The organism is Methyloglobulus morosus KoM1, from assembly GCF_000496735.2.
Taxonomy (GTDB): Bacteria; Pseudomonadota; Gammaproteobacteria; order Methylococcales; family Methylomonadaceae; genus Methyloglobulus; species Methyloglobulus morosus.
Window position 1 is genome coordinate 21,680 of the sequence record NZ_AYLO01000128.1, and the last position, 23,025, is coordinate 44,704.

Consider the following 23,025-nt stretch of genomic DNA (forward strand, 5'->3'; position numbering starts at 1 on the left):
TTGTGATTTCCGTCATAGTAACGACGTACAACTGGCCAGAAGCACTGACGCTTTGTTTAGGCAGTTTATATGTCCAACAAGATTCCCGTTTTGAAATTATTATTGCCGACGACGGCTCCAATGCAAACAACTTGGCATTGAACAAAGCGTGTTGCGAAAACAGCCCTGTCGATATCCACTACGCCTATCATGAAGATTCAGGCTTTAGGGCGGGTACCATCAGGAATAAAGCGGTTGCCTTGAGCAGAGGTGAGTATCTATTGTTCATCGATGGGGATTGTGTGTTATTGCCTGATTTTATCGCCAAGCACCGCCGCCTTGCCGCAATGGGTTATTTTGTCCCAGGAAATCGTGTTTTATTAAGCCCAAAATTTACGCAGGAAGTCATTGGGCAGCAGCTATCATTACATTACCAACCTTTTTACTACTTCCTATTCCTACGGTTACAAAACAAAATTAATCGTGTATCCGCATTTTTGCAATTGCCTTTAGGTTTTTTAAGACAACTACAGCCTAAAAAATGGCAAAAAGCCATGACTTGCAACCTAGGCGTATGGAAAAATGACTTCCTTGCGGTCAATGGTTTTGACGAACTGTTTGAAGGCTGGGGTTATGAAGATTCTGATCTGGTTATCCGCCTGATACATGCCGGCGTTAAACGTAAAGAAGGCCGATTTGCTGTGCCTGTATTGCATCTGTGGCATCCACAGAATGACCGGCAACAGCACGACAAAAATTTCCAACGCTTACAGGAACGACTGGATCAACCCGATTTTATTTCCGCAAAACAAGGGATTTCCCAGTATTTGGAATAATTTCTTACGCCAAAAACTGGATAGCTGGCCGCGCTTCATGTACTCTTCACACCTATGCAAAAATCACCCAAATCTAGCATTCAAATCTATAAGCGGTTATTGATCTACGTAAAGCCCTATCGTGGCCTTTTTCTGATCAGCATCATTGGTTTCTTATTGTATTCCGCAGGCCAGTTCCTATTGGTGGTATTAACCAAACAAATCGTCAATACCTTGCAGACTGAGACGCGCGAAGGCATGTTTTACTTACCCTTATTTTTTAGCGGCTTATTTGTCGTGCAAGGGTTTGGCACTTATTTAGGGAATTATTATCTGGCGAAAGTCTCAACCAGCGTCGTCCATGCCTTACGGTGCGAAATCTTCAACAAATATACGGAATTGCCGACAGCGTTCTTCGACTCCAATAACAGCGGCCATCTAATTTCCAGGATTACCAACAATGTCGGGGAAGTCACTAAGGCAAGCACGGATGCCGTGCGAACATTTGCGCGGGAAGGCTTGACTGTCTTAGGTCTGTTATTTTACCTGTTTTATTCTAACTGGATGTTATCGCTCGTTTTTGTTGGCATCACTCCCGTTATCGTATTGCTGGTCAAATACGTCAGTAAACGGCTCAGGATGATCAGCAAAAAAATACAGGAATCCATTGGCGATATTACCCATATCACCTCGGAATTGGTTACGGGACACCGGATCGTGCGCGGTTATGGCGGCGAAGATTACGAACGTCAGCGGTTTTTGGAAAGCAGTTATTACAACCGAGGCCAATCATTAAAACTGGCCACCACAACGGCCATACACAATCCCATCATGCAATTTATTATTGCCATTGCCTTATCATTTCTGATGTATATGGCGCTGATTTTCATGAAACAAGCCAGTGTCGGTGAATTTATTGCCTATTTGATGGCGGCAATTCTCATACAACGTCCCATTAGGCAATTAAGCGATGCTAACAGCGACATCCAAAAGGGCATAGCCGCTGCGCAGTCATTGTTTGATATTTTGGATGAGCCCGGTGAGCACGATGAAGGAAGTTATACCGTTGATAAAGCAAAGGGTGCATTAGAATTTAAAAGCCTTTCTTTCTACTATGAAGGCACAAAAGAGCCTGCGCTCATAGATATCAGCTTCAAAGTTGAACCGGGACAAACTATCGCCTTGGTCGGCGCTTCAGGGGGAGGTAAAAGTACGTTGGTGAATTTGGTGCCGCGTTTTTACCAACACAAAGCAGGTGAAATATTGCTGGATGGCGTTGAAGTCAATACCTACCAATTGGTGAATTTACGGAAGCAGTTAGCGCTGGTTACCCAGAATGTCACCTTGTTCAACGACACGATTGCCAACAATATCGCTTATGGGGCATTAGCCAGCGCGAGCAGAGAGCAGATCATAGCTGCAGCAACCGATGCCTACGCCATGGAATTCATCACTAAACTGGAGCACGGGCTGGACACGGAAATTGGTGAAAATGGCGTCAAATTGTCGGGCGGGCAACGACAACGCCTAGCATTGGCTAGAGCCTTGCTTAAGGATGCGCCTGTCCTTATATTGGACGAGGCAACATCGGCATTGGATACTGCGTCGGAGCGTTATATCCAGAAAGCCTTGCAAAAAGTGATGAGCAACCGGACAACCCTGGTCATTGCCCACCGATTGTCGACCATCGAAAAAGCCGACCTTATTTTGGTGATGGAACTTGGCCGTATTGTGGAAAGGGGTACCCATAAAGAGTTGATAGAAAAAAATGGCGCTTATGCGCGGTTGCATCATATACAATTTGAAAAAGATACCGAAAATACCCCAAAAACCTTTGATGCCGCCCAGGTAATGATATAAACACTCTATGAAGCCAAGGAATTTAATGTGAGGACATTTTTGTCTATACTTGCCCAGCATCAAGCCGTGTTCGAACAGCTTGCAAATAATAACGATACCATAGAAGCGGCAGGCGCGTTATTGATTGACACTTTAAAACAAGAGGGGAAAGTGTTGCTATGCGGTAATGGCGGCAGTGCCGCAGATTGCCAGCATATTGCGGCGGAATTTGTCGTTCGATACGAAAAGGACCGCAAGGCATTACCCGCTATCGCATTAACCACGGACACTTCAATTCTAACCGCCTCTGCCAACGATTTCGATTTCAATTCCGTTTTTTCCAGGCAGGTTGAGGCATTGGGCAATGCCCATGATTGTTTGATAGCCATCTCCACATCCGGACGTAGCGGCAATGTCATTGCCGCCGTAAAAGCTGCAAAAGCTAAGGGAATGAATGTCATCGCCCTGACTGGCCACAACGAGAGCGAACTTAGCCGTTTAGCATCCATAACGGTTAAAATCCCTTCAACTGTCACTGCGCGGATTCAAGAGGCGCACATATTAATCGGCCATTGGTGGTGTGCTATCGTTGAAGATGCATTCAGCGAGGAGGCGGTTAATGCTGTCGACAATCCCTGATTTTACCAAAGCCCGCGTCCTCGTCGTTGGCGACGTGATGCTTGACCGCTATTGGTCAGGCAAGGCAGCTCGGATTTCACCCGAAGCGCCCGTGCCGGTCGTGCATGTCAAGAACATTGAAGACCGTATCGGCGGTGCCGGCAACGTTGCACTCAATATCGCCAAGCTAGGCGCTAAAGTAACTTTATTGGGTGTTATCGGCGATGATGACGAAGGCCGGGCGATCAAACGATTATTGGAAGCAGAAGGCGTAGACTGCGAGTTTGTCGTTGAAAAATCCGCCCGCAGTATCTGCAAATTGCGTGTTATGGCCCAACATCAGCAACTTATACGGATTGATTTTGAAGAATCGCCGCTTAAGTTTAATGAGGATGCGTTTTCAACACAGTTGCGCCGTCATTTGCCTGAAAATAAAGTGCTGGTGTTTTCGGATTACGGCAAAGGGACATTGGCTAATGTTTCGGCACATATCCAGGAAGCAAAGCTGGCCGGGCTCAAGGTTTTGGTTGACCCAAAAGGCGTGGATTACCAGCGTTACGCAGGCGCTGATGTTATCACGCCCAATTTGGCAGAATTGCAAGCCGTGGTTGGCGTTTGCATAAACGAACAAGACTTGCTTGAAAAAGGACGGGGTTTTTTAAGTCATCATAACATCCCCACACTTTTATTGACCCGTGGCGAAGCGGGCATGACATTAATTCAAGAGAACCAAACACATTCGCTGCCTGCCCAAGCCAAGGATGTCTTCGATGTGACCGGTGCAGGAGATACCGTGATTGCCGTCATGGCTTTAGGCGTCGCTCTCGATATGCCCTTATCGGAGTCTATGTTTTTGGCAAATTTAGCAGGCGGTATTGTGGTGGGTAAATTGGGCACATCGACCCTTTCTATTGTGGAATTGTCCCGTGCCATGCACGGGGAACGCGGTTCGCAATACGGCATAGTTTCGGAAAATGAACTGGCACAATTAATTGACAGCGCAAAAGCCAATGGCGAACGCATCATCATGACCAATGGTTGCTTTGACCTATTGCATGCCGGGCACGTCACTTATTTGCAGCAAGCGAAAGCCTTGGGCAACCGCTTGATTGTGGCGGTCAATTCAGATGCTTCCGTTAGGCAACTCAAAGGCGACACACGCCCTATCAACGGCCTGCAAGAGCGCATGGAAGTCCTGGCTGCCTTGGCTTGTGTAGATTGGGTGATTTCGTTCAAGGAAGAGACGCCTGAGCGATTATATTGCAGGCTGTTGCCGGATGTCATCGTCAAAGGGGGGGATTACACTGCCGGAGAAGTCGCTGGTGGCGATTGTGTCACCAAAGCGGGTGGCGAGGTAAAAATATTAGAGTTTGTCGAAGGGCAATCGACAACGGCAATGATAAACAAGGCAAGGAGAATGGAATGATTATCGTTACAGGCGGTGCCGGCTTTATTGGCAGTAATTTAATCCGTACATTAAACGGGCGTGGCGAAAAAAATATACTGCTGGTTGACCATCTGGCAAATGGCCGAAAAATGCACAATATCGCCGACCTCGATATTGCCGACTATATGGATAAAGCCCATTTTTTAGAGAAAACAGCATCGCCGAATTTTCTAAATGGCATACAAGCGGTATTTCACCAAGGCGCCTGTTCTGCAACCACCGAATGGGATGGGCAATATGTCATGATGAACAATTATGATTACTCAAAACGCCTGTTGCAGTGCTGCGCCGAAAAAAATATACCCTTTATCTACGCCTCATCCGCTTCCGTGTACGGGACTGGTGAACACGGTTTTCGCGTAGACCGAAGCTGCGAACACCCCATCAATATGTACGCCTATTCAAAATTCCAGTTTGACCAATACGTCAGACAAGTCTTACCGGAAATAAAAAGTACGATTGTCGGACTGCGTTATTTTAATGTCTACGGCCCAAACGAACAGCATAAAGGCAGCATGAGCAGCACCGCATTTCATTTTAACCGACAAATAATCGAGCACAAAAAAGCCAAGTTGTTTGCAGGTTGTGACGGCTACGCCGATGGCGAACAAAAGCGCGATTTCGTTTACGTTGATGACGTAGTTGATGTCAATTTGTGGTTTATGGATAATCCGGGACAACGCGGTATTTATAACGTAGGGACGGGTAAGGCTGAAACTTTTAATACGATGGCCCAAGCAGTCATCGCTTGGCATCAGGAAGGAAGCATCGAATATATTCCCTTCCCAGAACATTTGCAGGGTGCCTACCAAAGTTATACGCAGGCCGATATTTCTGGGTTAAGACAAGCAGGCTATAGCAAAGACTTTCTGAATGTGAAGCAAGGTATTCCAAAGTATTTGGACCACTTGAATTCAAAAAAGTGAACGCTTGGGCCGTTTAAGCTCACCGCCTAAATATAGGCAATGCAATGTCCAGGCGGTTATCGAGCAAAAATTTGAGGGCCCGGACTTTGAGTTGCCAATACTGACCCATACGATTTTTTCCGATGCCGACAAAGTCAGTATTAAGTCTCCTCCATAAGACATCCAATTACCGATTGATCTGGATAAGGAAATCCTTCAATAATTGAATGAAGAAGGCATGACTAAGCCTAAAAGCCATGGTTAGCGAATGATTCATCAAGCAAACATATCGGAATCGCTAACCGGGCCTGGGAGGAGGCCTTCCTATTATTCGCTATCCCCAACTGGCGCAGCAAAAGCATCTGAAACCAATTCTTCGGTATTGTCACCCGTTAACGATTCCAAAAATGTAGTGAGGTCGTCTATTTCGGCATCCGAAAAGCGTAAGGGTTTAATTAAAGGATCAAGGTTTTCATTGGCAATTCCTCCGCGATTGTAAAATTCCACGACTTCGCGCAAGTTGGCAATACTGCCGTTGTGCATGTAGGGTGCGGTCAATTGTACGTTTCGCAAAGACGGCGTTTTGTAACGCCACCTGTCCTGCGGATTTTGGGTGACTTCGTAGCGCCCTAAATCGTTGGCTTTGGGCTCGGCAACCGAATTTATTATTTCAGGCGCAACATCGACATAGACTCCTGGAGAAACCTGTACGCGTCGCGAGGGACTGGTTGTTTTGTCGGCCATCGCATCCGCATAGCCGATACCCGTGTTGTGCAGGCTGTTATCGGTAAATAAGGCATATTCCTTGTCGATCGTGTGGCATTGGCTGCATTGTGCTTTGCCGACAAATAGCTGAAAGCCGCGCTGGGCTTTGGCAGTCAAGGCTTTGCTGTCTTTACCGTAATACCATCTGTCAAACGGTGAATTCGCCGAATTTAACGTGCGTTCGTAACTGGCTATCGCCATGCCGATAATTTCCATGCCGGGCGGTTTGTCGAAAGATTTTTCAAACAAGCCCGCGTAATCGGTGTCGCTTTTTATTTTATCAATGACGTAACCGATAGAAGGGTTCGCCATTTCATTATGCGCCAAGAAGGGTGCCCAGACTTGCTGCTCCAAGGTGTTTTCACGGCCGTCATGGAATAAAGATTTCATATAAGCGACGTTATACAAAGTCGGGCTGTTACGCCTTACCGTGCGGCCTTCAACGCCAACTGCAGTTGCCATCTCGTTGCTGGTGAAGCCTTGTTCCGGGATGTGGCACATGGCACAGGAAAAAGTGTTGTTGAGCGACAGGCGGCGGTCGTAAAACAACTTGCGTCCCAAGTTGATTTTTTCTGTGGTAATTGGATTATTTTCAGGAACGGGGACGGAAGGCAATCCTAGCGGCGGTCGTTTTATGGTAAGGATCAAGTCGGCGGGTCGACCTGAGCGTTGGGTAAGCGCAACGGAATGGGTTTGGTAATTCTTGGTTTCGTAACGTTGTTTATTGTCGCCTGCGCTAAACAAGGCGGCTTTATCCCGGTCATGTAGACTGGGTTCTGTAAGGGGCTGCTTTACCGGTTGCAGCAAGGTCTTGATATCGCTAATGAGCGTATCGGGATGCAGCAATTCCGTATTGTAGATATTGCGTAGCTGTTTATGTGGGTCGATCAAGAAAACGCGCAAGTTATGGCTGAACGTGTTAGTGAACTTTCCCCTGGAATCATAGACTTTTTCGGTGTTTTGTTTGTAGTTTTTCAGTATCGGCTGCAATTCTTTTTCCGATCGGGTCGTTAGGAAATGCCATTCCACACCCTTGCCTTGCAAGGTTGCGCCGTATTCTTTCATTCGTTGCGGCGTATCGTGTTCAGGGTTAAAACTCAAGGTGATTAACCGTAACCGACTTGCCAATTCAGGTTCTTTTTCCAGCCTGTTTTTTATTTTATGAAAAACTGCCGTTGCCAACGGGCAACCGTTAACATCGCTGCATGTGGTATATATAAAACTAAGCAATACGACCTTGGCCGGCGTTCCTGTATCGCCCATCAACTTGTGTAAGGTTGTGCTACGGCCTTCGCTATCCAACACATTCCCGTCACCGGCTTGCCCTAAGGCAGGTAACTTATAAGCGCCGGGGATAGGCGCGGCAAATTTAAGGTCGCTATAGCCTGGCGCAAGCGGTTGCGGTTGCACGGCTTGCTTAATCTCTGCATTGGCTACAGGGACGGCGAATGCCATCAAAAGAAACATATAAGCTTTCAACAATCCCTTACCCCCACATAAAGTCCAGCAAACAATAGTTTTCATGCAAGTATCACAACGCCATCTATTGTACAATAATCGGTTATTACAAATTTATTCTCCCCTATGGCCAACGAAAAAAAACTTCTCCGCTCCGACATCGTTAAGGAATGTGGCGCAAGTTTTTATGAACGCGGCAAAGCGTATTACGAATCGGGATTGGTGGAGCGGTGTAAAGTCACCAGTGAAGGCGCGCTATTCACCCAATTGAATGCAACCGTCGAAGGCAGTGCCAACAGTCCTTACAAACAGAATATCCGTATCGTCTGGCGACCCGATTATCGGTCTGCCGAAATCGAAGGCAGTTGCTCTTGTCCGATTGGCTATAACTGTAAGCATATCGTCGCAGCTTGCTTGGCCTACCAGGATAATAACCTTGCCGGGGAACGCAAAAGATCAGAATCCGGCTGCCTTCAATGGTTGGACAGCTTAAGCCAGCCGGCACACGCGCCGAAAAATGACGATACCCAAGAATTCATTGCATATATTCTCAAGCCGGCCCGTGCCAATAATGAATTGACCGTTGACCTGATCATCACCAAGGAAAAAAAATTCGGCGGCCTCAGCAAAGGCCGCAAGACCAACTTGCATAACCTGCGCTACAGTTTCTCCTATTACTCTTACGTAACACCAGAAGACAGCGAACTCGCCAATATTATCGCCGCGTTAGATAATTCTATTGGCGGCGAACCTTTATTGTCGGGTTCTATGGGAGCTATCGCCTTGTCAAAGCTATTGCAAACCGGTCGCTTGTTTTGGCAAGACGTAGGCACCCCCGCACTCAAATCAGGTGCTGCTCGTGATTTGCGATATGACTGGCTGCTTACCGATCAGGGTGATTATCAGTTGCACACCGCTATCGAACCCGCGGCAATGCCAATACTGGTTGACCCACCCCATTATCTCGATGCTGAAGAATGTACAGTAGGTGGGTTGACAACGACCACCCTTAACCATCGGCAACTCAGGACGATTCTTGACGCGCCGCCCGTACCGGAAAAAATTGCCGATGAATTCAGCTATCGTCTGATGGTCGAGCATCCCGAACTGCCCTTGCCGCCACCGAAAAAAGTCGCCCTGGCTGAATTGCTGGATGTCACCCCTATTCCCCTACTTACCTTATACGGGGAACAGTCCAATCCCAAGCAATACGCCCATTTTATGGCGTTGAATTTCAAGTACGGGAATTCGATTTTACCAGGCCATGAGTCGAAGGATTACAGCGTCATTAAAACCGGGCAGGGTTTGTTACGGATCAAACGCGACCAGAAAGTTGAGAAAGCGGCTATTTCACGGCTGACGCAACTGGGTTTTGCACCAGCACCCACGACGCAACCTTCAGAGAAAGAGCTCATCCTGGGTAGTTACGCAAAGTCGTCCGTAGAAAGCGCGACACGCTGGGGACATTTTTTGGAGACCGTTTTGCCGGAGCTGGAACAGGAAGGCTGGTCTATTGAATTCCGCGACAGTTTTTTGCTGGACTTTCAAGCCGTAGACAACTGGGATGCGGAAATCAGCGACAGCCAGAACGACTGGTTTGAGATGCGCTTTAATATTGAAGTTGCAGGGCAATCTATCCCTTTACTGCCCCTTATTATGCCCGTGCTGGAAAATTATGACCTGCACAACTTACCGGAAACGCTCAATATTCCGGTTAGCGATTACCGCTATCTCACTATCCCCAGCGAAAAAATCAAGCCGTTTCTGGCGGTTTTATTGGAGTTATTTAGCGGCAGCAGGCTAGACAAAAACGGCTCGCTAAAAATATCCCGATTTAACGCCGCCAGCCTTGCCGAAATGGACGCGCACAGCTATGGCCTGTTTTCCATCAAGGGCGGCGACGAATTAAGGAAACTCGCGCAAAAATTAAGCGATTTTAAGGGGATTACCGATGTGCCAGTGCCGCCAAACCTACAAACCGAACTGCGACCCTACCAAAAGATCGGACTGAACTGGCTGCAATTCCTCCGGGAATATGCATTCGCCGGGATACTCGCCGACGACATGGGGCTGGGGAAAACCGTGCAAACCCTCGCGCACTTGTTACTGGAAAAACAAAATGGTCGGATGAAAAATCCCAGTTTGATTATTGCCCCAACCAGCCTGCTCAGCAATTGGCGACGGGAAGCAGAACGTTTCACGCCCGACCTGAATATGCTGATTTTACAAGGTACGGAACGGAAGCAACTGTTCTATAAAATCCGCGATTACGACCTGATTATGACCACTTATCCCTTGTTGCCCAGGGACGAAGAAACTTTGCTCGAACACCAGTACCATTACTTGATCCTGGACGAAGCCCAAATCATCAAAAACCCCTTATCTAAAGGTGCGCAAATTGTACGCCAGATCAAGTCCAGCCATCGACTTTGCCTGACGGGTACGCCGATGGAAAATCATTTAGGTGAATTATGGGCGCAATTCGATTTCCTCATGCCGGGCTTTCTGGGCGATAACGCGGCATTTAAAAAACTCTACCGTACGCCCATCGAAACCTTCGGTAATGCCGAACAAAAAACGCGGCTTTCGCGCCGCATTGCGCCTTTCATGTTACGGCGTACCAAACTGGAAGTGGCATCCGAGCTACCACCCAAAACCGAGATCATCCGCTCCGTCCCGCTTTATGAAAAGCAGGCCGCACTGTACGAAAGCATCCGCCTGACGATGGAAAAGAAAGTCCGCGATGCCATTGCCGAACGCGGGCTTTCGCGCAGCCATATCACCATCCTGGATGCGCTGTTAAAGCTGCGCCAAACCTGCTGCGATCCACGGACATTGCCTATCCAGGAAGCGCAAAAGATCAACCAATCCGCCAAACTCGACTTGCTTATGGAACTATTGCCTGAGCAATTGGAGGAAGGTCGCCGCATCCTCGTATTTTCCCAATTTACCCGCATGATTGCCTTAATCGAGGATGAGCTTAACAAGCGGATGATCGCTTACAGCAAGCTGACCGGACAAACCAAAGACCGCGATGCCGCCATCCAACTATTCAAAAGCGGCGAGGTCGATGTGTTCCTGATTAGCCTGAAAGCAGGCGGTATCGGCCTGAACCTGACCGAAGCAGACACCGTCATCCTCTATGATCCCTGGTGGAATCCCGCCGTAGAAACCCAAGCCGCCGACCGCGCCCACCGCATAGGCCAAGACAAACCCGTCTTCGTCTACAAGCTCATCACAGAAAACACCGTCGAAGAAAAAATGATTGCCATGCAAGACCGCAAACGCGCCCTGGCGGAAAGCATTTATACCGAGGGTGCGAAAGAGGAAGCCCTACAACTGACAGCGGACGACCTGACGGCTTTGTTTGAGCCGTTGTAACCAACTAATATTCCAAATTGAAAGTCTGCACGCACGTGTGGGCTGAATTCGTGATATTTGCAGAGGTCTTTATTGCATTGTAAGACTTGATCTAGTGCGTTTAGCATGGGTTAAATTGAAAAATTAGACGTATAATTTCGGATAGGGCTTATTAGCCTTTTGGAGGCGCTTGAAGAGCAGCGACAAGCGTTAATGGCTTCTGTAGATGGATACGACTTCGGCAAACTTTGGGAAGCAAAGAGAATTTCAACTTCAACTTATATGTTAGCTCATGACGGTAGAGGGAAAACCAAATCACTGATCAAATATGAGCTTATTGACAAATAACACCCGCGAATTTGCACGGGTGAAAGGGTTAAAGCTGGAGAATTGGGTTATTTAGGACTGTCCTGATGCTATCATACACATTCGATATGTTCTGTAAGCGACCAAACACTCCTGGTGCCTGGGCAATTTTTGCTGGCATGGAATTAGTTCGGCCCTCGATTTGTCTGACCGTATCATGCAACCAAACAACCAAACGATCCAGTTATGCGAGGAGATGAATGTGGTCAAGTTTAGCGTTTTTTTGCTGTCCCTATTAACCCTCCAGGCTTGTTCGGATCGTTTTTTGTCCGAGGCCGACAAGGACAAAGATAACAACCATTATTTTGCAGATGCGACGGAATGCTATCAAACGGCACAAAGGAAAGAGAAGGTAAACGTCATGATGTCGGGCAATACCCAGCATAGTTTTGCTTTCCCCATTACGATTGACATCCCCATTACTTATGATGCGGGGGCTTTTAAGAATTGCATGATTTATGCCGGTCACAAAGAGGCTAAAGTCGATGCCGACCCGACAGCCTACTTAGAGATTTCCAGGCGTTGTCTCGACCAAGCTAAGGGTGAGGAGAATGCCAATGATGCTTATGCTAACTGCGTAAGAAATGGCGATATGACGGTTGACATTATCCATCCCAAAAGGGGTGCCCTCAAACAGAAATAATGTGCTACCTATAAAGCTGGACGAGGTTGGTTTAGCATTGCTACGATGAATTATTCCATCATCATACCCACGCTAAACGAAGGACGAACCATCGTAAACTGCCTCAACGCATTGCAGCCGCTACGGTCAAATTGCGAGATTATCTTGGTTGACGGCGGCAGCACGGACGATACCCAAAAACTCGCCCAGCCTTTGGTCGATAAGCTCATTTCAACAGGAAAAGGCCGTGCAATCCAAATGAATGCCGGAGCTGAAAGCGCAAAGGGAGAGATGTTGATATTTCTGCACGCAGATACTTTTTTGCCGCAAAATGCACTGAGCGATATAGCCCAGGCAATCCATAGCCAGCAGCAGTGGGGACGGTTTGATGTGGTATTGGGAGGCAGCCATCCCATGCTAAAGGTGATTGCCTTCTTTATGAATTGGCGCTCCCGCCTTACGGGGATTGCTACGGGCGATCAAGTCATTTTTATCTATAAACAGTTGTTTGACTCTGTAGGCCGCTACCCAACGATTGCATTGATGGAAGATATTGCCCTCAGTAAGAAACTAAAGAAAATTGCCCCACCCGCCTGCCTGAAAGCCAAGGTTACGACTTCAGGCCGACGTTGGGAGGATTACGGTGTGTTTAAGACTATTTTGCTCATGTGGAGTTTGCGGTTGCGTTATTTCCTGGGGGAAGATCCGCAAACGCTCACAGAGTTATATGGCAGGGGGAAATTTTGGAAAACCTGATCCGGTTGGCGATAGCCTGTTCGATTTTTAGCATCATGGTGTGCTGGGAAATCGCCAAACCCAGGCGCATCCAGCCTGTTAACCGTAAGCAACGCTGGCCCGTAAACCTGGGGCTTGCGCTGTCAAACATGGTTTTGATGCGCCTTACCATTGGCGGCTTGGCTTACGTAAGCGCGGGCATGGCGATGGAACACGGGTACGGCGTACTTAATATAGTGCAGCTACCCAATTATGTGTCGATAATGGCGACTTTGGTGATCCTTGACTTTGCCATTTACGCCCAACACATTCTCATGCATAAATGGCCGCTGTTGTGGCGACTGCATAAAGTACACCATACCGACCTGGAATTCGACGCGACCACGGCCGTGCGTTTCCACCCCATCGAAATCGTTATCTCGATGCTCTATAAGGCGATGTGCATCGTACTGATCGGCGGCAATCCAGACGCTATTATTGCCTTTGAAATTATCCTTAACGGCGCGGCAACGTTTAACCACAGCAATGTCAGGATTCCCGGAAAGATCGACAAGATAGTGCGTTGGCTGATTATTACGCCCGATATGCACCGTATCCACCACTCCGCAGACCCTGCCGAAACGGACAGCAATTACGGCTTTTCAGTTTCTTGCTGGGACAGGCTATGCAAAACTTACACGGCGGAACCGAAGCAACCCCAAACCACGATGGTCATTGGTTTAAATGCTTATCGAAAGCAGGATGAATTGGACTTTATACAATGCATGCTTATCCCCTTTAAAGCGCCAGCCAAACGCTAAGGATAATGTACAAATACCCTGGGGCAGTCATTATGGTGTTCTCCAAAGCACCGATACCTGGCCTGGTCAAAACCCGCTTGATTCCGCCATTAACGGGAGAGGAAGCAGCGCAACTCCATTGCGAACTGACCGAAAAGACACTGCAAACAGCCACACAAAACCACCTTTGTAAAGTCTGGGTCTGGTGTGCGCCGACTATCGGGCATCCGTTTTTTACCGCGTTATTGCAAAAATATTCCGTCGACTTGTTCGCGCAACACGGCGCGGATTTGGGCGAACGGATGCACCATGCTTTCGGTCAGGCCTTAGCCCGCTTTGGCAGCGCCATCATTATCGGTTGCGATTGCCCGTCCATAACGAATGACGATCTCGACCAAGCCTTAAGCCAATTAGGGCGAGGTGAAGAATGTGTTTTGGCACCTGCGGAAGACGGCGGTTATGTCTTGGTCGGGTTAAGGCACCCTCAACCCGCCTTGTTTGATAAGATGCCTTGGGGTACGGATAAAGTCTTAGAAATGACCAGAAAACGGCTGCACTCGCTAAATCTCAACCACAAGGAATTACCAACACAATGGGATTTGGATACGGAGGACGATTTAAGGCGTTACTTAGCATTAAAATGTCCCTGAACCGGTTAATCTTTTTTCTCAAAAAAACCGTCTTGCTTAAACTTTTCCCATAAGTCCAGAAACTTTTTTTTGTTGAACACATAAAAAATCAGCATCAACAGGATCGGCCAGAGCATAAAAAAAACGACTTTGAATATTAATCCGAATTCCATAATGCCCTGCCAATGGTTGAAATGGTTATGCTTAAAACTAATGGCAAATAAATCGCCTTAGCGGGATACATTCTACATTTTTTTAAAAAAAGTTATACCCACAATGCGCTTGAACTTTTTTGTAAGCCTAATGTTTTATAGGAATATCCCAAAACTGATTCGCAACAAATAATCCAATAAGGCAGCCAATGAGCGGAACCGTAAACCCCAATCAACCCAAAAATGACTTTGCGCTTTTTGCGCACCTAAAGTCCGACATACCCGCAGGCATTGCGGTATTCCTGGTGTCTATCCCATTGTCCTTGGGGATTGCATTGACTTCCGGAGCCCCCCTATTTGCCGGCTTAATTACCGGTATAGTCGGCGGATTGGTGGTCGCTCCGATCAGTAACTCAGCGTTAGGCATCAGCGGAACAGCGGCGGGCCTGGCGCTTATCGTCGCACCCGCGATAGCAAAATTCGGATTCAACGGATATTTGCTCGCCGTTATTTTTGCCGGATCGGTGCAGATTTTAATGGGCCTATTAAAAGCGGGTGTTATTGCCTATTATTTTCCTTCATCTATCGTCAACGGCATGTTGATGGGCATAGGGTTGATTATCCTTTTAAAACAAATCCCACATGCCATTGGAGACGACCTGGACTATGAAGGCAATTTTACCTACACGCAACCCGACCATTACTCATCATTCACGGAGTTATTTCGCATGCTGGGCGAAGCCCAACCAGGCGCGTTGTTAATAGCTATCGTTTCACTGGGCGTTATCTTGCTTTGGGAATCGCCGATCATAAAAAAGCTGCCGCTTTTTCGTCTCATACCGGCCCCGTTAATGGCAGTGATAGCAGGAATATTACTCAATACACTTTTACAGAATTTATATCCGAGGATAGCATTATCCGAAGCCCATTTGGTCACGATTCCTGAAGTGCAGAATTTTTCAAGTTTATTGCTGCAATTACATTTTCCTGATTTTAACCAATTGACCAATCCCGATATCTATTATTTTGGGCTAATGCTAGCCGTTGTTGCCAGCTTGGAAACCTTATTGACCTTGGATGCGGTTGATAAACTGGATACTTACAAAAGGATCACGGCATCAAACCGGGAATTAATTGCCCAAGGCATCGGCAATATTAGTTGCGGTTTAATCGGTGGCTTGCCGTTAACGCAGGTAGTCGTTCGAAGTTCAATTAACGCCTTATCGGGAGCAAAAACTCACTTTGCAGCCGTAGTAAACGGCCTGCTCTTATTACTGACCGTTTTAATGATGCCAACAGTCCTTAACAAAATACCACTAGCAAGTTTGGCGGCAATTTTGATTGTGGTCGGCGTTAAACTGATTAAACCGGATACGATCAAGACTATTTACCAATCGGGTTGGTATCGTTTTATCCCGTTTTGCGCGACAGTGTTAGGTTTGGTGTTCACCAACATCTTGTTCGGCATTTTAATAGGATTGGTAACCGCGTTGTTTTCGGTCCTGTTGGAAAACCACAAAAGCGCAGCGTATTTTAAGGAAACGCATATTGGCAATAAAATAATTTTTCGCTTATCCGAGCATGTCTCGTTCCTGAACAGGGCGAACGTCCAAACGACCTTGGAATCACTCCCTGCACACAGCGAGGTGGTAATCGATGCGACGCGTTCGAAATATATCGATTACGATGTCTATGAAATTATCCAAAATTTTAAAAGCGATGCCCATCATAAGCACATCAAACTCATTCTTGAGAACATGCGCGGATATGGCTCATTACCGCCGATTGAAAACGCCCGCGCTCAAACTTATAAATCGCAGCAATTGTTGACACCGGATAAAGTGTTGGCTTTATTGAAGGAAGGTAACGAACGGTTTGTTTACAACTTGAAATCCAACCGTAATTTGCTGGAACAAGTGAACGATACCCGCGACGGGCAATTTCCCATTGCGATTATTTTAAGCTGCATGGACTCACGGACTTCCGTTGAGCTTATTTTTGACTTGGGTTTAGGCGATGTCTTCAGTGCCAGGATAGCGGGCAATATCATTAATGACGATATTTTGGGCAGCATGGAATATGCATGTAAATTGGCGGGGTCAAAGCTCATTGTGGTGCTTGGGCATAGCCATTGCGGAGCGATAAATGGGGCTTGCACAGATGCACATCTGGATCATTTGACAGGGTTGCTGGCAAAGATCAAACCTGCTATTGATTGCGTTCAATCGGAAGTCGGCGGAAATAAAACGCTTGATAACGAGGAGTTAGTGCAAAAAGTAGCGGACAAAAATGTTCAGTTGTCCGTGGAAAATATCAGGAAACAAAGTGCAGTGCTCGCAGGCCTGGAAGCGGCTGGAGACATTGCCATCATTGGCGGCATGTATGATATTGAAACCGGGAAAGTAGAATTTTTATGATTCCAGCGTTAAGCGGCAAAGTCAAAAACAACTGCCATAATCCAACAGTATATCCTCGCAATTAAAAAATATGCGCGGATAATCTATGCGTATTAACATTTTAAGGGCGTATTCAATAAATACTGCAAGTGTGGTGAAACGGGCTAAAGCCGCCCAAATCCGCGCTTTGCTATTGCCCGAACAACGCCATATGCTGGTTGTCCACCAAATAACGGTCAAGAGGAGGGCAAAGTGTATTTCATCCCAACTGGAAACGGTTAACTTTCCAGACTTAGCGAGCCCGTCAACCATCAGCAAACTGGCATTTAAAAACAGAAAATAAGGCCAAAATACCCAGTGCAGCGACATGCCACCCAGCCATGATGTCAGAAGGAAACTATCAAACGGTTGTTGTTGCCAATTTTGTTCGGGCATCGGTGCACTCAAATAAAGTACCGCCAAGATTGCAGCAGCCATAAATAAGCATTCAATTGGGCTAACTAATTGGATATCATTAAACAAAATGGACAAGGAATAAAAAAACATAAGCAATATTCAGGTTAAACAAAGGGATACCATATAAGGAATTAGCTGTAAGGGTCATTTAGGAAGGCTTGCTCCCCACAAAAAGAAGCAGAAAAACAGGTTCAAACAAAATAATCCCTTAATATTTAGGCGCTAATGTACAGTTTTTATCCCGCTACGAGGCATTTTTGTTTGGATTGGATTAAAATTGTACATGCAGGTTATAATCGAGTCGGCAAAAAATACAATTAAAACATTCTTCTTTGCGCGATGGGCCTTTTCATCCTGCAAGTATTGAAACACCAAACCGTTACCCACTACGAAGGAAAACACTATGAAAATTCAATCGCTGTTAATGGTTAGTATAATCTGTTTTTTCTGTACTGGCGCTTTTGCAGAACAGGCTGCAACTGCCGAGCCAAGTGCCGCCGTCACGGGTTTGTGCAAGGATGGTTCTTCTTACACAGGCGCATCAAAGAAAGGCGCATGCCGTGGACATAAAGGCGTAAAGGAATGGTACGGCGATAAAGCCGCCACTGCGCCAAGCACCCCCACCGCCGCACCGGCCGCTGAAAAAGCAGCGCCAGCAGCAAGCGCCGATGGCGCTGCAACTGGCTTATGCAAGGATGGCACACCTTATACGGGCGCATCCAAGAAAGGCGCTTGCAGGGGGCATAAAGGCATTAAAGAATGGTATGCCGACAAAAAAGCACCAGCCGCAAGTGAGGCCGCACCTGTCGCTGCAACACCCGCTGCTACGGCGGCACCCGTTGCAGCGGCGGCGGCAACTAACGGCGTAGCCACTGGCTTATGTAAAGATGGCACCGAATACACCGGCGCTTCAAAGAGGGGCGCTTGCCGTGGCCATAAAGGCGTAAAAGAATGGTATGCGGACAAAAAAGAACCCGCCGCCGAAAGCGCTGCCCCAACGGCGACACCTGCTGCGGCAGTACCCGCAGCGACAACACCAACGACCACCCCCGCCAAAGAAGCCAAACCCGCCGTCGAAACACCTGCCCAAGTCGCACCAGCCGCAGGTTCAGGCAAAGTTTGGGTAAACACCCACTCCAAAATATATCACTGTGAAGGCAGTAAGTTTTATGGCAAGACTAAAGAAGGCGAATACATGAGCGAGGCCGATGCCCAGGCTAAAGGTTACGCCGCCAATCGTAAGAAAGTTTGTAATTAGTTGCTAGCTTAAGATTAATCACATTGTCTTCTGGTTTTTTTACTGCAGACAATGTGAATTAATCCGAATAAAATATTTTTTGCCAACTTAAAGGCCATTAGTTATGATTTTCCTTCAGGGCATAAAGAAGGTCATTTAGGCCGTTTGACTTTTTCGAAAATACTCTTGCCACAGGAATGTTTAAATTGGCTTTTGCAAGTCGAGTTCGCATCTTATCAACTTGCCCAGTCCAATGTGCATCGAGAAGTACGAAGTCGCAGTACGCTACGGGTACGACTGAGTGAAGCAAGTCTATGGCGTTGTTCCTGCTGATCTTTAGCGGACGGTCAACCAGGAAAGTACGAGTGAGCTCACGAAGTATGTAACGCGTTCCCTGTTGTATAAATTGCCCTTTTGGTGCTCGCCGAATAATGCTTTGAAGGCCAGGGTCGGTGTCAAATTCTGTTCGCATGGCCTCAATTCTACCTATTATCATGTCGGCAAGGTTATCAAATTCGCTAAATATATTGCTCCCGTGAAAAGCAGAAAAGAGAGATTGCGCGGTAAATGACGGATATAACGAATTGTGATTAAGTTCGTCAAAAGTTTTCAAAAAATCTATATCTGCATGAGGTGGCTTCGGCACTCCACCTGCTAAGAGTTCGTCTTCACGTTTAATCACCTTAAACGGTTCTATCTCCATGAAGAAGACATTCGGGAGAAGCTCATCGACCAATTGCTCAGCAGCTTTTGTTTGGCTGCGATCAGTCACTTTCGTGAATTCAACAAGGTTAAGCCACGAAAGCATTAGTGTTCCACCCGAATCAAACATACGTTTGATAAACTGGGTTCGAATCTCCTCTGTCGTGGAAATGTGTCGTAACGCCCAGTGGTCAAGGTACACGGTTGGCATCTTCTCTACTTGTTCCAGCCGGAGTTTCTGATCATCGTCAATGAAATAACGGATCATCGTGGGCATCCTTAAGGAAAATAACGTAATTGTACTTGGCTAGAAATACTGTCGACATTCAATTCATCCCAAGCTGAAATAAACCTACAGTTGCCACTAAAGCCCAAACAATATTAAGCCAAAACAACGGCCTCGCCCCTTTATACCTGGCGTTAACGACCATGCACAACGCGCCTACGAAATTCATCAGGTGATAAGCGGCAGAGCTGACTTCCACAAGTTTGATTGTCACACATAAATAAGCGGCGACAATGAGGACAAATCCGACCCAGCCTATCCGCTCAAAATGCTGATCGTTATGCAACATTAACGATCAGCCCCTTAAGCTCCAAAAGTCTAATAGCCCTGCCTCACAACCCTGCCAACACTTTGGCGACAGTTTCCCCCATCGCCGCAGGCGTAGGGCAGATGGTGATGCCTAAGTCTTTCAACCTGGAAACTTTTTCGGCTGCTCCTTCACTGGCGGATGAAATGATCGCTCCGGCATGGCCCATGCGGCGGCCTTCGGGTGCAGTCAAGCCGGCAATATAAGCGACAACGGGCTTGGTCATATTGGCTTTCGCATAAATCCCTGCTTCAACTTCTTGCGGCCCACCGATTTCGCCGATCATCATGATGACTTTGGTGTCGGGATCTTTCTCGAATTTTGCCAGGATGACTTGGTGCGCACTGCCGTTGATGGGGTCACCACCGATGCCAACGGACGTGCTGACGCCAATGCCCAAGGCTTTCATTTGCGAAGCGGCTTCGTAACCCAATGTTCCGGAACGGCCTACGATGCCGACATTCCCTGGCATATAGATATGCCCAGGCATGATGCCCAACATAGATTTTCCAGGACTGATGGTGCCTGCACAATTGGGCCCGGTCAGGATCATGCGTTTGTCGTCAGAAAAACGGCGCAGGAAGTTTTTGACCTTCATCATGTCTTGCGTTGGGATACCGTCGGTAATCGCCACGCAGTATTTGATCCCGGCGTCAGCGGCTTCCATGATGGAATCTGCCGCAAACGCGGGCGGTACGAAGATGATGCTGGCATCAGCCTGCGTTTCTTGTACGGCCTCTTTTACCGTATTGAATACGGGTAGCCCCAAATGCTTTTGGCCGCCCTTGCCCGGCGTTACGCCGCCGACGACTTTCGAGCCGTACTTAATCATGTCTTCGGCATGGAAAGTGCCGATTTTTCCGGTAAAACCTTGGACGAGGATACGGGTGCTTTCGTTAATTAGAATGGCCATCAGCAACCTCCCCTTGAGACAGCGGCATTTCTGGCTTGGACGGCTTTTTCTGCCGCTTCTGCCAAGGTATCTGCGGTGATGATCGGCAAGCCGCTCTCGGCAATTATGCGTCGCCCTTCTTCCACATTAGTACCGGACAAACGGACAACGAGAGGGATTTTCATATCGATCTTACGAACGGCGTGCACAACGCCTTCGGCTATCCAGTCGCACCGGTTAATGCCCGCGAAAATGTTGACCAACATGGCTTTGATATTGTCATCGGCCAAGACTAAACGGAATGCTTTTTCGGTACGTTCAGGCGAAGCGCCGCCGCCCACATCCAGGAAGTTGGCAGGTTCACCGCCTGCCAGTTTAATCATGTCCATCGTCGCCATTGCCAAGCCTGCGCCGTTAATCATGCAGCCGATGTCGCCGTCCAAGCCGACATAGCTCAACCCACGATCGGCAGCCGCCATTTCACGCGGGTCTTCCTGGGTTTTGTCTCGTAATTCGGCTATCTTGGGTTGACGGAACAGCGCGTTGTCGTCGAAACCCATTTTTGCATCCAAGGCGATCAAATCGTTGTTGCTGGTGACCACTAACGGGTTGATTTCCAGCATACTGACGTCGAGTTCCCTTAAGGCACGGTAGCAGCCTCGGATGGTTTTGACCGCATGGCTCATGATTTCTGCATCCAAGCCCAAGGCAAATGCCATTTGGCGCGCTTGATAGTCTTGCAATCCAACGGCGGGKTCAATATAGATTCGGGTGATGGCTTCGGGATTTGTTACCGCCAACTCTTCAATTTCCGTACCCCCTTGAGCGGAGCCAATCATGACGATACGTTCTGAGGCGCGATCAACCAAAAAGCAGAAGTACAATTCTTTTGCGATTTCCGTCCCGGCTTCGACATACAACCTTGAACAAATTTTACCTGCTGAACCCGTCTGGTGGGTCACGAGGCGCTTGCCCAATAAATATTCCGCCGCCGCCGCCACTTCGTCATGGGTTTTGCAGATTTTGATACCACCCGCCTTGCCGCGCGCACCCGAGTGGATTTGCGCTTTCACCGCCCAGAGGTGACCTCCAATGTCCCGCGCCCGTTGCACAGCATCTTCCGGGCTATAAGCCAAACCGCCTTCGGCAATCTTAACGCCGTAGCCACTTAATATTTCTTTTGCTTGATACTCGTGAATATCCACGGCATCTCCTTGTTTCTAGGGTTATTGGGTTTTTGCAGCGATGGCTTCGGCTGCCCTTACGACGTTGTTCGCCATTTTTTCGGATGCGGCATCAATCAATCGACCATCCAAGGCTGCCGCACCTTTGCCTTGGGCTGCAGCTTCTTGCAATGCTTTCAGGATACGCTTGGCTTTTTCAATTTCGGCAGGCGGCGGCGTAAACACTTCATTGGCCAATTCGATTTGCGAAGGATGGATCGCCCACTTGCCTTCACAGCCCAGTGCCGCCGCCCGTCGAGCAGCTTGCTTGAAACCTTCGGGATCTTTGAAATCACCAAATGGCCCATCGATAGGACGCAACCCGAATGCGCGGCAAGCGACCGTCATCCGGCTAATGGCCGAATGCCATTGGTCGCCCGGATAATCGGGATTCAACCCGCCAATGTTGGTCGTCCTGGCACGGTTACTCGCGGCGTAATCGGCAACCCCAAAGTGCAATGCTTCCAACCGTCCACCTGCGCCAAAGCGGGCGATGTCCTCGACATTCGCCATGCCCAGCGCAGTTTCAATCAGGGCTTCGATACCGATCTTATTCTTCAAGCCCTGCTGCATTTCCAATTGGTTAAGCATGGCTTCCACCATATACACATCGGCATAAACCCCCACTTTGGGGATAAGTATAGTGTCTATTTTTGAACCTGCCTGTTCGACCAAATCGACGACATCACGCACCATATACTGCGTATCCAGCCCATTGATACGGACGGAAACCGTAATGCCGTGGCGTTTCCAGTCGATGTCATTGATTGCCTGGATGACATTTTTTCTAGCTTGGAGTTTGTCGTCCGGGGCAACGGCGTCTTCCAGGTCGAGGAAGATGAAATCCGTGCCGCTTTTAAGCGCTTTCTCGAACATCTCGGGGCTCGATCCTGGGACCGCCAATTCACAGCGTTGCACGCGTTGTACTGACGCTGTGTATAAGGTGTGGCTCATTAATATATTCCTAAATACTTTATGGGGAATTTACAAAGAAGGGCTTAATGGCATACCCCATTAAATCCATATCAAAATCAACCCGCCATTTTACTTTTAGTGT

19 protein-coding genes are annotated in these 23,025 nt (G+C 47.8%); 12 read left to right on the forward strand and 7 right to left on the reverse strand.

Annotated features, from left to right (window positions below; translation table 11 throughout):
• Window positions 1–2: 2 nt before the first annotated feature.
• The 5 genes from MGMO_RS15855 to rfaD are packed head-to-tail and all read left to right on the forward strand — an operon-like array spanning window position 3 to window position 5,624.
• Entirely contained in the window at window positions 3–815 is an 813-nt protein-coding gene (locus MGMO_RS15855) for a glycosyltransferase family 2 protein (protein WP_321163128.1), read from the forward strand.
• 54 nt (window positions 816–869) lie between these two features.
• Entirely contained in the window at window positions 870–2,654 is a 1,785-nt protein-coding gene (gene msbA, locus MGMO_RS15860) for a lipid A export permease/ATP-binding protein MsbA (protein ID WP_023496085.1), read from the forward strand.
• Window positions 2,655–2,681: 27 nt separating this feature from the next.
• A complete protein-coding gene (locus MGMO_RS15865) occupies window positions 2,682–3,272 on the forward strand; it encodes a D-sedoheptulose-7-phosphate isomerase (RefSeq protein ID WP_023496086.1) in 591 nt (196 codons plus the stop codon).
• Entirely contained in the window at window positions 3,253–4,677 is a 1,425-nt protein-coding gene (gene hldE / locus MGMO_RS15870; protein WP_023496087.1) for a bifunctional D-glycero-beta-D-manno-heptose-7-phosphate kinase/D-glycero-beta-D-manno-heptose 1-phosphate adenylyltransferase HldE, read from the forward strand. The genes MGMO_RS15865 and hldE overlap by 20 nt, the downstream gene beginning before the upstream one ends.
• Entirely contained in the window at window positions 4,674–5,624 is a 951-nt protein-coding gene (gene rfaD / locus MGMO_RS15875; protein ID WP_023496088.1) for an ADP-glyceromanno-heptose 6-epimerase, read from the forward strand. The genes hldE and rfaD overlap by 4 nt, the downstream gene beginning before the upstream one ends.
• Window positions 5,625–5,930: 306 nt before the next feature.
• On the opposite strand, the gene MGMO_RS15880 is transcribed toward rfaD, so the two are convergent.
• A complete protein-coding gene (locus tag MGMO_RS15880; RefSeq protein WP_235557311.1) occupies window positions 5,931–7,823 on the reverse strand; it encodes a cytochrome c peroxidase in 1,893 nt (630 codons plus the stop codon).
• A gap of 129 nt (window positions 7,824–7,952) precedes the next feature.
• On the opposite strand from MGMO_RS15880, the gene MGMO_RS15885 reads away from it, so the two are divergent.
• The 6 genes from MGMO_RS15885 to MGMO_RS15910 all read left to right on the forward strand — a co-directional run bounded on the left by MGMO_RS15885 (window position 7,953) and on the right by MGMO_RS15910 (window position 16,886).
• The gene (locus MGMO_RS15885; protein ID WP_023496090.1) at window positions 7,953–11,207 is read left to right on the forward strand and encodes a DEAD/DEAH box helicase; all 3,255 of its coding nucleotides are present in this window, start codon (window positions 7,953–7,955) and stop codon (window positions 11,205–11,207) included.
• 502 nt (window positions 11,208–11,709) lie between these two features.
• Entirely contained in the window at window positions 11,710–12,195 is a 486-nt protein-coding gene (locus MGMO_RS15890) for a hypothetical protein (RefSeq protein WP_036308378.1), read from the forward strand.
• Window positions 12,196–12,240: 45 nt separating this feature from the next.
• Window positions 12,241–12,930, forward strand: a complete 690-nt coding sequence (locus MGMO_RS15895) for a TIGR04283 family arsenosugar biosynthesis glycosyltransferase (protein WP_023496092.1) — start codon at window positions 12,241–12,243, stop codon at window positions 12,928–12,930.
• Window positions 12,918–13,709 (forward strand): sterol desaturase family protein, encoded by a 792-nt coding sequence (locus MGMO_RS15900; protein WP_023496093.1) that lies wholly within the window; start codon window positions 12,918–12,920, stop codon window positions 13,707–13,709. The genes MGMO_RS15895 and MGMO_RS15900 overlap by 13 nt, the downstream gene beginning before the upstream one ends.
• 5 nt (window positions 13,710–13,714) lie before the next feature.
• Window positions 13,715–14,338 carry a TIGR04282 family arsenosugar biosynthesis glycosyltransferase gene (locus MGMO_RS15905; protein ID WP_023496094.1) on the forward strand — a complete coding sequence of 208 codons (624 nt, stop codon included), beginning with the start codon at window positions 13,715–13,717 and terminating at the stop codon, window positions 14,336–14,338.
• A gap of 340 nt (window positions 14,339–14,678) precedes the next feature.
• On the forward strand, window positions 14,679–16,886 hold the full coding sequence (locus MGMO_RS15910) for a bifunctional SulP family inorganic anion transporter/carbonic anhydrase (protein WP_023496096.1): 2,208 nt from the start codon (window positions 14,679–14,681) through the stop codon (window positions 16,884–16,886).
• Between the two features lie 21 nt (window positions 16,887–16,907).
• Here the strand turns inward: MGMO_RS15910 and MGMO_RS15915 are convergent, their stop codons facing one another.
• On the reverse strand, window positions 16,908–17,342 hold the full coding sequence (locus MGMO_RS15915) for a hypothetical protein (protein WP_235557310.1): 435 nt from the start codon (window positions 17,340–17,342) through the stop codon (window positions 16,908–16,910).
• A gap of 382 nt (window positions 17,343–17,724) precedes the next feature.
• On the opposite strand from MGMO_RS15915, the gene MGMO_RS19725 reads away from it, so the two are divergent.
• A complete protein-coding gene (locus MGMO_RS19725; protein WP_023496098.1) occupies window positions 17,725–18,579 on the forward strand; it encodes a hypothetical protein in 855 nt (284 codons plus the stop codon).
• 97 nt (window positions 18,580–18,676) lie between these two features.
• On the opposite strand, the gene MGMO_RS15925 is transcribed toward MGMO_RS19725, so the two are convergent.
• The 5 genes from MGMO_RS15925 to MGMO_RS15945 are packed head-to-tail and all read right to left on the reverse strand — an operon-like array spanning window position 18,677 to window position 22,922.
• Window positions 18,677–19,528, reverse strand: coding sequence for a hypothetical protein (locus MGMO_RS15925; protein ID WP_023496099.1), 852 nt, complete (start codon window positions 19,526–19,528; stop codon window positions 18,677–18,679).
• 58 nt (window positions 19,529–19,586) lie between these two features.
• Complete coding sequence (locus MGMO_RS15930; RefSeq protein ID WP_023496100.1) at window positions 19,587–19,835, reverse strand: CBU_0592 family membrane protein; 249 nt, start codon at window positions 19,833–19,835, stop codon at window positions 19,587–19,589.
• 43 nt (window positions 19,836–19,878) lie between these two features.
• A complete protein-coding gene (sucD, locus tag MGMO_RS15935) occupies window positions 19,879–20,766 on the reverse strand; it encodes a succinate--CoA ligase subunit alpha (protein ID WP_023496101.1) in 888 nt (295 codons plus the stop codon).
• On the reverse strand, window positions 20,766–21,950 hold the full coding sequence (locus tag MGMO_RS15940; protein ID WP_023496102.1) for a malate--CoA ligase subunit beta: 1,185 nt from the start codon (window positions 21,948–21,950) through the stop codon (window positions 20,766–20,768). The genes sucD and MGMO_RS15940 overlap by 1 nt, the downstream gene beginning before the upstream one ends.
• 21 nt (window positions 21,951–21,971) lie before the next feature.
• Entirely contained in the window at window positions 21,972–22,922 is a 951-nt protein-coding gene (locus tag MGMO_RS15945; RefSeq protein WP_023496103.1) for an HpcH/HpaI aldolase/citrate lyase family protein, read from the reverse strand.
• Between the last annotated feature and the right edge of the window lie 103 nt (window positions 22,923–23,025).